The sequence below is a fragment of the Mycolicibacterium hippocampi genome, assembly GCF_010723735.1.
Taxonomy (GTDB): domain Bacteria; phylum Actinomycetota; class Actinomycetes; order Mycobacteriales; family Mycobacteriaceae; genus Mycobacterium; species Mycobacterium hippocampi.
The window spans coordinates 4,818,481-4,831,904 of the sequence record NZ_BLLB01000002.1; the positions used below are offsets into that span (position 1 = coordinate 4,818,481).

Annotated in this window: 13 protein-coding genes; 1 reads left to right on the plus strand and 12 read right to left on the minus strand. The window is 66.7% G+C overall.

Annotated elements, in window-relative coordinates:
* The first annotated feature begins 42 nt into the window (after positions 1-42).
* Complete coding sequence (locus tag G6N53_RS24125; protein ID WP_163893226.1) at positions 43-1,104, plus strand: NAD-dependent epimerase/dehydratase family protein; 1,062 nt, start codon at positions 43-45, stop codon at positions 1,102-1,104.
* On the opposite strand, the gene G6N53_RS24130 is transcribed toward G6N53_RS24125, so the two are convergent.
* The 12 genes from G6N53_RS24130 to G6N53_RS24185 all read right to left on the minus strand — a co-directional run bounded on the left by G6N53_RS24130 (position 1,099) and on the right by G6N53_RS24185 (position 13,422).
* Positions 1,099-1,908, minus strand: coding sequence for an SDR family NAD(P)-dependent oxidoreductase (locus G6N53_RS24130; protein WP_163893229.1), 810 nt, complete (start codon positions 1,906-1,908; stop codon positions 1,099-1,101). The genes G6N53_RS24125 and G6N53_RS24130 overlap by 6 nt on opposite strands.
* Before the next feature lie 11 nt (positions 1,909-1,919).
* On the minus strand, positions 1,920-4,346 hold the full coding sequence (locus G6N53_RS24135) for a CaiB/BaiF CoA-transferase family protein (protein ID WP_163893233.1): 2,427 nt from the start codon (positions 4,344-4,346) through the stop codon (positions 1,920-1,922).
* A 7-nt stretch (positions 4,347-4,353) separates the two neighbouring features.
* Positions 4,354-5,313, minus strand: a complete 960-nt coding sequence (locus tag G6N53_RS24140; RefSeq protein ID WP_163893236.1) for an enoyl-CoA hydratase/isomerase family protein — start codon at positions 5,311-5,313, stop codon at positions 4,354-4,356.
* Positions 5,306-6,439 carry a M24 family metallopeptidase gene (locus G6N53_RS24145; RefSeq protein ID WP_163893239.1) on the minus strand — a complete coding sequence of 378 codons (1,134 nt, stop codon included), beginning with the start codon at positions 6,437-6,439 and terminating at the stop codon, positions 5,306-5,308. Before G6N53_RS24145 ends, G6N53_RS24140 begins: the two co-directional genes overlap by 8 nt.
* A complete protein-coding gene (locus tag G6N53_RS24150; RefSeq protein ID WP_237166783.1) occupies positions 6,429-7,607 on the minus strand; it encodes a M24 family metallopeptidase in 1,179 nt (392 codons plus the stop codon). Before G6N53_RS24150 ends, G6N53_RS24145 begins: the two co-directional genes overlap by 11 nt.
* Before the next feature lie 98 nt (positions 7,608-7,705).
* Entirely contained in the window at positions 7,706-8,899 is a 1,194-nt protein-coding gene (locus G6N53_RS24155; RefSeq protein WP_163893242.1) for an amidohydrolase family protein, read from the minus strand.
* Between the two features lie 48 nt (positions 8,900-8,947).
* Positions 8,948-10,180, minus strand: coding sequence for a cytochrome P450 (locus G6N53_RS24160; RefSeq protein ID WP_163893245.1), 1,233 nt, complete (start codon positions 10,178-10,180; stop codon positions 8,948-8,950).
* A gap of 2 nt (positions 10,181-10,182) precedes the next feature.
* Positions 10,183-10,377, minus strand: coding sequence for a ferredoxin (locus G6N53_RS24165; RefSeq protein WP_163893249.1), 195 nt, complete (start codon positions 10,375-10,377; stop codon positions 10,183-10,185).
* A 1-nt stretch (position 10,378) separates the two neighbouring features.
* On the minus strand, positions 10,379-11,089 hold the full coding sequence (locus G6N53_RS24170; protein WP_163893252.1) for a TetR/AcrR family transcriptional regulator: 711 nt from the start codon (positions 11,087-11,089) through the stop codon (positions 10,379-10,381).
* Positions 11,086-11,919, minus strand: coding sequence for an SDR family NAD(P)-dependent oxidoreductase (locus G6N53_RS24175; protein WP_163893255.1), 834 nt, complete (start codon positions 11,917-11,919; stop codon positions 11,086-11,088). Before G6N53_RS24175 ends, G6N53_RS24170 begins: the two co-directional genes overlap by 4 nt.
* An 88-nt stretch (positions 11,920-12,007) precedes the next feature.
* Positions 12,008-12,826, minus strand: a complete 819-nt coding sequence (locus tag G6N53_RS24180; protein ID WP_237166627.1) for an alpha/beta fold hydrolase — start codon at positions 12,824-12,826, stop codon at positions 12,008-12,010.
* The gene (locus G6N53_RS24185) at positions 12,823-13,422 is read right to left on the minus strand and encodes an NADPH-dependent FMN reductase (protein WP_163893263.1); all 600 of its coding nucleotides are present in this window, start codon (positions 13,420-13,422) and stop codon (positions 12,823-12,825) included. Before G6N53_RS24185 ends, G6N53_RS24180 begins: the two co-directional genes overlap by 4 nt.
* Positions 13,423-13,424 lie beyond the last annotated feature (2 nt).

Below are 13,424 nucleotides of genomic sequence, written 5' to 3' on the forward strand. Positions count from 1 at the left end.
CTCCGTAAAAGAGAATGTCATATCCGCAGGTAGGAGTAGTTTATGCCGGGAACGGTGCTGGTCACCGGAGGCTTCGGACTGGTCGGCTCGGCGACTGTGCGACGGCTCTGCGAACTCGGCCGCCGCGTTGTGATCGCCGACCTCGACACCCCGGCCAACCGCACCGCCTCCGAGAAGCTGCCGGCCGGCGCCACGGTGCAGTGGGCGGACCTGACCGACGCGGACCAGACGGGACGACTGGTCGCCGCCGTCGACCCCGAGGCGATCATCCACCTGGCAGCGGTCATCCCGCCGGGCATCTACAAGAACCGCGCGCTGGCGCGGCGGGTCAACGTCGACGCCACCGCCACGTTGGTCGGCGTCGCCGAGGCCCGGCCCACTCCCCCACGATTCGTGCAGGCATCGAGCAACGCGGTGTTCGGGTCGCGCAACCCTCACCGAGCCACCGGGCCGGTCACCGCCGACATGCCGATGCGCCACTCCGACCTCTACAGCACGCACAAAGCCGAGGCCGAGGCGATTGTGCGGGCCTCCTCGCTGGAGTGGGTGGTGCTGCGGCTCGGCGGGGTCCTCAGCGTGGACCCGAAGGCGATGACGCTGTCTGCCGATGCGCTCTATTTCGAAAGCACGCTGCCCACCGACGGCCGGCTGCACACCGTCGACGTCCGCGATGTCGCGTGGGCGTTCGCGGCGGCGACGACAGCTGATGTCGCACGGGAGATCCTGCTGATCGCCGGTGACGATTCGCACCGGATGCTGCAGGGGGATGTCGGGCCCGCACTGGCCGCCGCCCGGGGACTCAAGAACGGTCTACCTCCGGGCCGCAAGGGCAATCCCGACAGCGACGACGACTGGTTCGTCACCGACTGGATGGACACCGCCCGCGCTCAGGAAGCGCTTGGTTTCCAGCACTATTCCTGGCAGGACATGATCGACGAGGCTCATCGGAACGCCGGTGCCGCGAAGTGGGTGCTGCCTCTGGCGGCACCGCTCGTCCGTGCGGTCCTCAGGCGTCGCGGAGCCTACTGGAAGCAGCCGGGGCAGTACGCCGACCCGTGGGGAGCGATCCGCCGCAAGATCGGCGACCCGTCGCCGGATTCATGATCCGGGCCCGAGCGTCGCGGTGCCCGTCTGCGGATGGAAGTACCAGCCTCCCGCCGCTTCGGTCCCGCCGTCCACGTGGATCGTCTGCCCGGTGATGTAGTCAGCCATGCTCGAGGCGAGAAACACTGCGGCAGAGGCCATTTCATCGACGTGACCGAAGCGGCGCATCGGGACGCCATCTGCGACGCCCGCGGGCAACTCGGCGCCGGCGATGTTCTGCAGCCCCTCGGTCATCGTGAGATCGGGCGCCAACGCGTTTACCCGGATCCCGTGTGGCGCGAGCTCGAACGACGCGGTCTTCGTGTAGTTGATGACGCCGGCCTTGGCTGCTGCATACGCTGCGTAACCCGGCGCCGCGCGCACCCCCTCGATGGAGGTGACGTTGATGACGCTGCCGGGAGCGCGTGCCTGCACCAACCGACGAGCGACCCGTTGGGTACACAGCAGTACGTGCCGCAGGTTGCTGCGGTACAACGCATCCCAGCCGTTCTCGGTGGTGTCCAGCAGCGGCGAGTTGAAGGTGCCACCGGCGTTGTTGACCAGGATCGACACCCTTCCGAGCTCGCGTTCGGTGCGCTCCAGCGCGGCGTCGACCGCCTCGGCGTCGCGCACGTCGGTCGGCACCCCAAGACCGCCGATGGCGTCGGCCGCCGCCGAACAGGTGTCGGGGTTGCGTTCCCAGATCGCCACCGACGCTCCGAACGCCGCCAGTCCCTGGGCGATGCCACGGCCGATGCCGGCTCCGCCTCCGGTGACGACCGCGACGCGGTCGGTGAGCAGGATGTGGGAGGGGTCGATGGCCATAACCGTCGACGTTAGCGGGCCGGCGATGTGCCGATGACGCCATCGGCGGTGAGTCGACCGATCTCGTCGGCGGTGAGTCCGAGTTCGGAAAGCAGTTCGGTGTTGTGCTGGCCGAGCAGCGGTGCGGAAGTGCGGTGCACACGACCGGTCTCCCCGGAGATCCGGAACGGCATGGTGGTGTGTCTGGTGGCGGGATTGACGGGATGTCCGACCACTTCGAAGAAGCCGCGTGACGTCAGTTGTTCGATCTCGGCCTGCCGGTGCGGCTGGATGACCTTGGCGACCGGGACCCCGTTGTCCCACAGCGCGGCGACGATCTCGTCTGCGGCGTGCGCGCCGCACCACTGGGAGAGATGGCGGTCGATCAGGTCGTGATGGGCGTGGCGACCCGGGGCGGTCACGAGCTCGTCGGACATCACCCATTCCGGCCGTCCGAGCGCATCGCGAAGCCCAATCCACTGAGCGTCGGTCGCCACCGCCACCGCCACCCAGCTGTCGAGCCGACCGAACTCGTCGATCTCGTTGGTGAGGTACAGGTTCTGCGGTGCCGCAGCCGGTCCGCGGTTGCCGTTGCGCTGCAGCAGGGCGCCGTAGGCGGAGTGCTCGATCACCTGCTCGGCGGCGATGGCGAGGGCGGCGTCGACCATCGCTGCTTCCACCATCACCCCTTCGCCGGTACGACGGCGATGTTCGAGCGCCAGCAGCACCGCGTTGAATGCGTGGATGCCGGCGTTGGGGTCACCCAGCGAGTACGGCTCGAATGGGTTGCGGTCGGGATAGCCCGTGAGCCAACTGATACCGGCGGCGGCCTCGATGACGTAGGCGAACGCCGGGTTGTCGCGCCACGGCCCGTCGAGCCCGAAGCCCGGCATCCGCACCATCACGATGTCCGGCCGGATGGCCCTGACAGCGTCATAGGTCAACCCCATGCTCTCCAGAACCCGCGGCGTGAAGTTCTCGACAACGACATCCGCGGTCGCGATCAGTCGGTTGAGTACGTCGCGGCCGGCAGTGCTCTGCAGGTTCAGCGTCAGCCCACGCTTGTCGGTGTTGAGCCCCGAGAAGATCGGCGAGCGCTCCCACCAGAGTTCCTCGGTCGCCGGGATGCCGGCGATGAGCCTGGTGCCGTCGGGATGGCGGGTGGACTCGACGTGGATGACGTCGGCACCGAGCATCGCCAGCATGTGGGTGCAGCTCGGTCCGGCCCAGAAGGTCGTCATGTCGACGACGCGCACGCCCTCGAGCGGCAACCCGTCTTTCGCCGGAACGGTATTCCACGTGGTCCTCGGGCCGGAATCACGACGTGGAATACCGTTCCGGCGGTAGGTCTCGGTGTGCTCGCCGAGCCGCGGCGCGGGCTCCGGCGGGCGCAGCGCAGCAGGTGTCATGCGGTACGGGTGCGCCGGCTGGGTGAAGCCGTCGCGAGGGTTGGGGACGAACGAGCGCCGGGCCACGAAGTGGTCGAGCGAGTCGACGTTGGCGCCGTTGGCGACCGGCGCGTTGGGAATCCGGAAGGCGGTGGCCAGGTCTCTGATCTCGTCGACGGACTGATCGGCCACCCACGCGTAGAGTTCCTCGGCCTTCTCGTTGGCCTGCTCGGTGATCGACAGTGTCGACTCCTCGTCGATCCACTCGACGTGCCCCGTCATCGCGCACAGGTCGAACCACTGCTGGGCGGTGCCGCAGCCGATGTCGACAAGTCCGTCCTTGGCGTGTGCGATGCCGGGAACGGTGAGTCGTCGCGCATCCCGCCAGGGCCTGCCGAGCATCTCGAAGTAGGTCACCGGGTAATACGTGAGTCCCAGGATCGCGGTCTCGAGCATTGACAGGTCGATCAGCTCGGCCCCACCCCGCATCCGCGACGCCAGCGTGGCCGCGCTGGCGTACGCCCCGGCGAGGTACTCGCCGACCTGGCCGCCGACGTGAACCGGGGCACGGTCCGGGGCGCCGCGACCGAGGCCGACGATGCCGCCCGACCACGCCTGCAGTGTGAATTCCGTTGCTGGACGGTCACTCCAGGGTCCGCGGAGACCGAACGGAGTGATGGCCGTGACCGTCAGATGTGGGTGGTTGCGGTGAATCACATCCACATCGAAGGCAGGGTCTTCGGCCACGCCGGACCCGCGTGACCACACGACCGCATCGGCGTCGGCGAGCAGTGCGTCGACGAAGTCGGTGTCCGAAGCCGCATCGGCCACCACCGAGTGCTTCGAGCACGCCAGATAGCTGAACAGCGCACCGTCGGTTCCGTCCGCGATGTCCGCACCCGAGGCCGACCAGCCGCGCAGTGGATCTCCCTGCGGCGATTCGACCTTGACGATCCGGGCGCCGCCGTCGGCGAGCAGCTTGGTGCAGTAGGCACCGGCGATGCCGCTGGACAGGTCGACGACGACGTAGCCGGCGAGCGGCGGCGCCGACGGCGGGGACAGCTCGGACATCGCCGCTCTAGTCCCCCTTCGCCCGGTTGCGCTTGCTCAGCCGGAATTCCGGCGGGAACTTGCTGTCGTTGTCGTTGACCGCGGCGGACAACCCGGAGTCGATCGACTCGAACATGTCCAGGTCCTCGTCACTGTCGTTGGCGACCCCGTTGCCCATCGATTCGAAGAACGCGCTCAGTAGGCTGCCCATGTACTCGCCCTGCTGCTGCTTGAAGATCTCGAAGAACATCTTCTGCTGGAACACGGTGTCCACCGGCCGGTTCCGTGCGCACGCCATGGCGTATTTGCGGGTCTCGGCCTCGAGCGCGTCGCGCGTCACCACCTTGTTGAGGAAGTTGCAGTCGTACATCTCCGCCGCAGTGAACGGCCGCCCGGTGAAAACCATCTCCTGGAACTTGCGCAACCCCATCATCTGCACCCAGGTCCACATCCGGGGACCCCAGCCGTGATAGCGGAACGACGGGTGCCCGAACAGCGCGTCATCGGAAGAGATCACCAGATCGGCGTCGGCGCACTGATAGAAGTGCCACCCGTAGCAGTAGCCCTTGGCCTCGACGATGCTGATCTTCTTGAAATCCTGCAACGCACGGTTGCCGGCCTGCGAGTTGGCGTACCAGGCACTGATGGTCGCCCCGTTCCGGAACGTGCCCTTCGGCGGGTAGGTCACCTCGCCCACGCCCTCGTCCTCGAGCCGCAACTCGGCCAGTCGCACGGCCGGATCGTCGTTTCCCTCCATGAACTCCGGAAGGTCCGCGCCGCTGCCCAGGTTGTCCCCGACGCCGCGGATTATCACCACCTTCACATCGTTGTCGGTGTTGGCCGCGCGCAACACATCCGCGTACCGCAACCGCGCCATCGAGGTCGGAGCGTTGAGGAATTCTGGACGGTTGAACGTGATGGTGGCGATCTTGGTCTTCGGATCCTTCTCGTAGAGGATGATCTCCTCCGGCGACGGCCGGTCAACCATGAACGGCCTCTCCGTATGCCGGAGCGGCCGACATCACCTCGGCGCCGTCGGCGGTGATCAACACCGCGTCGCGGGTGAGCACCCCCCCGACGCCCTCTTCCCAAACATAAGCGGTCACAGCGAGCACCATCCCTTCCTCGAGCACCTCGGCTTCGGCGGTCGCCCGCAGAGTCGGTGACACCACTGGCGGGTCGAAGCCCAACCCGAGCCCGTGCGCGACGGGCATCGCCGGCAGACGCTCACCGGCCTGGTGGTAGGCAGCCAGCAACGCGCTCGTGGCCGAACCGGGACGGCAGGCCTCGATCAACAGGCGCCACAGGTCGTCTCGCCGCCGGTACAGCGCGCGCACGGCGTCGGTCGGTTCACCGACATACAGCGTGCGTGCCACCTCCGCGACATAACCATCGGCCAGCACCCCGGCCGCCACCACCACCAGGTCACCGTCACGCACCCGGCCATCACCGTCGGCGCGGCGCCACGGATGCTCCTTCGACGTCACCCAGGCGGCATCCTGAGTCGCCGGGGTGCTCACGCCACCGGCGGCCTCGGCCTCCAGCACAGCGCCGGCGAGGGCGTTCTCGGTGGTACCCGGACCGAGGGCGGCCACACCCGCGGCAAGTCCCTCCTCAGCGACGACGAGCGCGCGACGCAGCGCCTGCACTTCCTCGGGCGTCTTGATCCGGCGGGCCGCTTGCATGGCCGGCTCAGCGTCGATCAGTTCCGCTTTCGGGAAGGCCATCGGTAGTAGCTTGGCGAACGTCGGTGTCAGGGCGTCTGTTCCGACTCGACGTACGGTGTCGGCACCCTTGATGTCCTGCAGTATGCCGATCAAGGTCATGGGGTTCCACGCGAACCCGTACAGGTTCTCGTGCGGTATCTCCTCGGGGATGCCCTCGTCCCACGTGCTGTTGAGGTGGATCTCACCGGTGGCACGCACGAACTCGCAGATCGGCCCGAAGGGACGCGTTCCCACCACCCACAACTGCGGGGCACCCGAGATGTAGCGAACATTGGCCTGTCTGCCCAGCACCAGCATGTCGAGGTCGTGAGCTTCCATCTGCGCGAGGGCACGCTCCCGACGGCTGAAACGCAAAGCGCGGCCGTCTGCCTCGATCTCAGTTCCCACCGGACACCTCGTACGGGTCGTAGGGATACGCGGTCAGCGGCATCCAGCCACCGTCGGTGACCACTACGATCTCCTCGCCGCGGTACCCACCGGTGCCGTCCTCCCAGACCACCGGCTCGAACACCAACAGCATGCCGGCCGGGAAGACGAAGTTGTCATCCCACTCCTGGCCGAGATCCGTTCCGATCATCGGCATCTCCGCCGCACTGGTCCCGATGCCGTGTCCCAGGTAGAAGTGCGGCAGCCACGGCTTCTCCCCACCGGCAGCTGCGGTCGCCGCGCGCCCGAGGTCACCACAGGTCGCCCCGGCCTTGGTCACCGCCAGCACGGCGTCGACGATCTCGGCCCACTTCTCGAACTGCCGCTGCTGAGCCGGCGTCGGATCCTGGCCCACGATCCAGGTGCGCCCGTGGTCGGAGCAGTAGCCGTGGTAGGCGATCGACACGTCGGTCCACAGCACATCACCCTGCTGGATCTCACGCTCGGTGGTCAGAAGGGGTAGCGCGAGATCGCCGGTGGTGGTCCAGGTGCCCTCGGCCTTCGATGTCGGCATGGCCTGCCAGATCGAGTCGAACATGTTGGTGGTCGCGCCGAGTTCGAAGGTGCGGCGGACGAATTCGGCAGACAGGTCGATCTGGCGTGCGCCCGGGGTCAGCGACTTCTGAATCTCGGCGATGGCTTCCTCGGTGATCTGACACGCGCGCTGGATACACGCGATCTGGTCGACGGTCTTGACCAGTTTGGCCGCGCCGACCACCGCGGCGGCATCCACCGGTGGGCTCGGGAAGAGTGCGCTGCCGGCCCGCCGCATCGCCCCGGTGAACTCGTCCGTCGCGATCGTCGCGCCAGCCGGAATGAGGCGGTCCAGCACCTTGGCGAAATCGGCGACGCCTTCGTCGAACTCCAGATAAACCGGCCCGTGCAGGTGATCATCAGGTAGGTCCGACTCCATGGCCGCACCCTCACGGAAGGGCAGGAACAGATGCGGGTGGTCGTCGTCGGCCAGCACCACCGCCACCGGCCGCTCGACATGCGACAACCCCGCGTCCGCCAACGGCCAACTGATGCCGGTGGCGTACATGACGCTGCCGTTGCCGAGCAAGACCAGCGCATCCACGCCCTGATCGGCCATTGCGGCGTGCAGACGTACGCCGACTTCTCTCCGCATCCGGGCGAAGTCGGGCTCGGCAGGGATGTCCAGCCACGTGTAACCGGTCCGGGCGATCTGGGTGACGCCCGAATTCGTGGCCGTCGTCGCCGTCGTGCTCACGAAAGCCCCAGGAACTTCTGCACGTTGGTGCTGACGATCTTGAGCGCGGCGTCCGGGCCCACCGCGTCGACCACCGACGCCAGCGACTTCTCGGAGTAGCCGAACGTGCTCTCGTTGTGCGGGTAGTCCGAAGACCACATCACGTTGTCGACGCCGATGCGATCGATCAACCGCAGGCCGAGCGGGTCGACCATGAACGAGGCACTCATGTGGTTGTCCCAGTAGTGACGGACGTCGTGCTCGAGTTGGTGGTTGAACATGTGCCGGTATGACGCGAGCATGTGCTCGGCGTCCTGCAGAGCGGTGGGCACCCAGGCGATCCCGCCTTCGAACCATCCGATCTTCAGCGACGGATGTCGGTCGAGGATCCCGGAGAACACGTATTTGGCGAACTGCTCGCGGAACGAGTCGACGTTGACCATCATGCCGACCACGACGCTGTTGTTCTGGCACGGTGTCTTGGGAGGCGTCTCGCCGATGTGATGGCTGACCGGGAGCCCGGCGGCCTCGATCTCATCCCAGACGGCGTCCATGGCGGTGCTGCCGTAGTCGTAGATGTTGCCGTCGTCGTCCTTGCCCGGGTTCAGCGGTAGCAGAAATGTCTTGAGACCGAGTGACTTCAGCTCTTCGAGCGTACTGCGGGTGCCTTTCGGATCCCACCAGTTGATCAACCCGACGCCGTAGAAGTGGCCGTTGGAACGTTCCTGCAGATCGGCGATGTGCTCGTTGTAGATCCGGAACACCCGCTCGCGTAGCGACTTGTCGGGGTAGTGGAACAGGGCCAGCACGGCATTGGGAAACGCCAGCTCCTTGTCGATGCCGTCTTCTTTGAGCTCCCGAATGCGCGCCTCGATGTTGTTGGAGGCGGCACCGGCGAGGTCGTCGTACTGCATGAGCACACGGCCGAAATCGCCCCCGGTCCAGGCCTTTCCCTTCATCCCCACCATATAGGCGCCGTCCTCGTACCAGATGCGCGGCGCCGCGCCCTTGAGTTCCTCGGGGAACCGCTCGTAGAAGATGTCATCGGCAACGGAGATGTGGTTGTCTGCGGAGAAGATCACCGTGTCTGTGGGAAGGCCGGTGACACCGCCGACGGAGTGGCCGTGGCGGTTCTTCGGTGCGCCCCACCCCTCCGGCGGATACAGGGTCGCCGGTGGGTCGGTGGGCGATGAAACTGTGGGAGTGGTCATCTTCGGACTCCAATCGGGCTGTGTGCGGGGCTGTGGATCGGGCGGCGGCTACCAGCTCACCGGAAGTTCATAGACGCCGTAGGCGAGTCGGTCGTGCTTGAAAGGCACCTCGTCGAGCGGGATGGCCAGACGCATCGTGGGGATCCGGCGAAGCACCGTGTGGAACACGATCTGCAGTTCGGCACGGGCCAGCTGCTGGCCGACACACTGGTGACGGCCGTAGCCGAAACCGAGTTGCTGGCCGGCGTCGCGGGTGAAGTCGAGCCTGTCGGGCTCGGGATAGGCGGCGCTGTCCCAGTTGGCCGGGGCGAGGTCGATGATGATGCCCTCGCCGGCACGGATGGTCTCACCGGCGATCTCGATGTCCTCGATGGCGACCCGGCGCTGCCCGTTCTGGATGATGGACAGATACCGCATGAGCTCTTCGGCGGCGTTGGCGATGAATTTCGGATCGTCCGAGTCCCGAAGTAGCGCGGCCTGTTCCGGGTTCTCCAGCAACGCCAGGATGCCGATGCCGATCATGTTGGCCGTGGTCTCGTGTCCGGCGATCAACAGCCCGGTACCGAGCTGCGCGGCCTCTTTGACGCTGATCTCCCCGGCGGTGACGCGCTCGGCCAGATCGGAGACCGCGTCTTCGGAGGGGTTGGCCTGCTTCTCCTCGACGAGATTGATCAGGTACTGATGCAGGCTCATCGCACCCTTCTGCATGGCATCCGCGGCGGCGTAGCGGGCCAGACCGGCGTTGGCGTGCTCCTGGAAGAACTCGTGATCGTCGTAGGGCACGCCGAGCATGTCGCTGATCACCCGGGTGGGCACCGGTAGCGCGAGCCTGGCCACCATGTCGGCCGGCTGCGGACCGGCGAGGATCTCGTCGATGCACTCGTTGGTGACGTCCTGGATCACCGGCCGCAGCGCCTCGACCCGACGGAACGTGAACGGCTTGGACAGCATCCGGCGGAACCGGGTGTGCTCCTCGGCGTCGGAGGTGAAGACCGACCGCGGCCGCTTGTTGACCGTGGAGAGCATGTGCTCGTTCCAGTGTGGGAAGCCCTCGATGCGATCGTCGACGCTCACCCGAGCGTCCGAGAACAGGGTGCGGGCCACCTCGTGTCCGGTGATCAGCCACGGCGTGGTGCCGTTCCAGATCCGCACTCGGGATAGAGGTTTCGACTGGTTCATCTCGAGCATCTGCCGCGGGGGCGCGAAGGGGCATCCGGACTCCCGCTCCATCGGATACTCCGGCGCGGCGGAGACCGCTTGCTCGTCGAGCGTGTCTGTCATGTTCACTCCTCGATGTGGATGGCCAGGGCCGGGCAGGCGGCCGCGGCATTTCGGGTCTGTTGGGCGTGGTCGGGGCCTGGTTCGGGATTCAGCAGCTCCACCACACCGTCGTCGTCGCGCTGGTCGAAGACCTCGCCGGCATTCATCACACACATCCCCGACGAGACGCACTTGTTCTGGTCGACGGTGACCAACATGTCAGGGCAACTCCGTGACCGGGGCCTGCCACAAGCCGACGATGGCGTCGATGATTCCTGATCCGACTGCGCTCCAACTCGTTCGAGGCAGGTCCGTGCCGTCGGCGAAGGCGCGCTCGAAATCAGCGCAGGTGTGGACCAGCAGGTTTCGCGCCATGATGTTGCGCTCGGTCACCACGGCCATCGGAAGGTCGGGCAGGCAGCGGGTGATCCCGTCGACGACACGCACCAACGATCGGGAAGCCAACGCATCCCGCACCACGACCCGCTGATACGCCGGATCAGCCAGTGCCTGGGCCGCGAAGCGCGCATACCATGTCGGGTTTCCGAGTTGGGCCAGATGCTCGGTCAGGGAGCACACCAGGCAAGCGATCCAATCACGCAGGTCCGCAGAATCTCCGGTGGCCGCCACCATCCGCTCCAGGAGCAGCTCGATCGACGCGCGATGCTTGTGTTCGATGGCACGCACCAGGTCGGTCTTGGTGCCGAAGTGATAGCCGACGGCGGCGTTGTTGCCCTGGCCTGCCGCCTCACTGACCTGCCTGTTCGACACCGCGTACACGCCGTGTTCGGCGTACAGCCGCTCGGCGGCTTTCAGGATCGCCTCTTGGGTGGTGCTGGCACGGTCGGCACGGACCGTCCTTGCTGTCGTCACCCTGTCAGTGAACCAAGTCACATCGTGTAAGTCAAGCGATTGATTTAAACCGGTCATCGCTGGCTGTCCCCTGTTTTCACGGTTCTGCGCACGATGACCTTGCCGGCGACGGTGCCACCGTCGATCGGTAGCACCGTGCCGGTCACATAACGGGATCTGTCGGTCGCCAGGTAGAGAGCGGCCTCGGCGACATCCGCGGCGGTGCCCTCCCTCTTCAGTGGTCGGTCGTCGCGCATCTGCTGCCGGATCCTGGCCTCGAACCGCTCGAGGCGTTCGCGGTCCTCGTCGGTGGCCGACGACGCGAGGATGGGTGTCGGGATGTTCCCCGGCGCCAGGCAGTTCACCCGGACCTCGTGATGCGCGAGCTCGATCGCGGCGCACTTGGTGAAGTGGATGATGGCGGCTTTCGACGCCCGGTAGCTCGACACGCCCCCGCCGGCCTGGATCCCGCCGATGGAACCGAGGTTGATGATCGACCCGCCGCCATGCTCGGACATGTGGCGCGCTGCATCCCTGGTGCCGGCCATCACCCCGAGGAGGTTGACGCGCATGACACGATCGAACTCTTCGAGGTCCTCGTCGAACAGGCTCTTGCGCAGCGGGCTGGAGATACCTGCGTTGTTGACCATCACGTCCAGTCCACCGAGCGTCATGGCGGCTTCAGCCACCAGTTCGGCGATCTGAGCCTGGTCGCCCACATCCGTCCTGCGGTACACCGTCCTCGAACCGGCTGAGTTCAGCTCCGCGGCAAGGGCTTCCCCCAGATCGTCGCGGACATCGGCGATCACCACGGCGGCGCCCTCGGCGGCGAACCGCTCGACGATGCCGCGGCCGATCCCCGACGCGCCACCGGTGACGACAGCGACCTTGCCTGTGAGTTCGGTCATGCCGCACTCCCTCTCGAATGCTGTTCGCCCGAACCGGTGTTCGGGCGGGATACTACGGCCTGTCCTCGCCGTCTCGTCGAATCCGGTGTCATACCGACGCCAGGAATTCGAGCAGTAGCTCGTTGACGGCCCTGGGCTGCTCGATCTGCGGGCAGTGCCCCGCGCCCTCGATCACCGCGGCTCGGCCGAGGGCAATCTGCTCGGCGATCTTGTCCGCCCAGCCCGCCGGCAGCAGCTTGTCCCCCTGTCCCTCTACCACCAGCGTGGGGACTGCGATGCGTTCATATGCCCGCACACTGCTCGGGGTGGCCGGCGCCTCGAGCCCGGGCCGGCGGAACCTCGCCGCCGCCAGCGATTCCCATGCACCGGGTGCGATGCTGGACTCGTAGCGTCTGCGCACGTACGCCACGTCTTCGGGAAAGGCGGAGTCCAGGAACAGCGCCGCGACGATCCTGCGCATACCGGCGAGGGTGGCGTCATAGTCGTAGAGCGCGCTGACATGCTCATTGCGCTGGATGTCACCGCCGCCGCAGATCGCCACAATGCTGCGAACCGGCAACACCGGCGATTCCGAGGTGGCGTCCACGAGCAGGTTGATCGCACCCATCGAGTTTCCGACGAAGTGCGCGGACGCGACGCCCATCACCTCGCAGAACCGGGCGATGTGCCTGATCCGCATGCCTCGGCCGTCGGTGAAATCGACGACCTTGGCCGATCCCCCGAACCCGAGCATGTCCGGTGCGAGCACGCGGTACCGCGCAGCCAGCGTGTCCACGGTGTGTTCCCAGCCGATCTCGGCGTTGGCGCCGAACTCGCCGCCGTGCAGCAGCACGACCGGATCGCCTTGTCCCGCCTCCAGATAACTGGTGCGTAGCCCGTCGACCAGCACAGTGTGCTGGTCGCTCACGCTGACGCCTTCGCTGTCCCGGCGAACGCCAGCAGCTGAGTGGCCAGCAGGCCGAGCTGATCGCCGACGGCGGCGCCCTGAGGAGTGTCGGCGAGCTCGCCCGACGAAGCCCATACCTGGTCGGCGGAGTTGATTGCCACACCGAGCGGTGTCGGCCACGCTCGCAACGCATGCCCGATGCCGCGCAGCTGGGTCAGCGTGCCGACCGCCGCCTGCCATCCGTAGGCACAGCTGATGCACCCCCACGGCGTGTTGTCGAGGTAGACGCGCGGATCCTCCCGGAGATCCTCGATGTAATCCAGGGCGTTCTTGACCAGACCGGACACGGCTCCGTGATAGCCGGGTGAGCCGACGACGACGGCGTCGGCGTCGCGTAGCGCCGTCACCAGTTCGAGTGCCCGCGGTGTGCGTTCCAGCTCGTGCGGGGCGTACATCGGCAGGTCGAGGTCCTCGGCACAGAACAACCGGGTTCGCCCGCCTTGGTCCTCCACCGCCGCCAGGCAGTACCGCAGTGCCCGCTCCGTGGAAGAGTTCGCCCGCAGTGTGCCACCGAGGCCGACGATGAACGGTTGCGCTGATCCTTTGTCACTGGTCATTT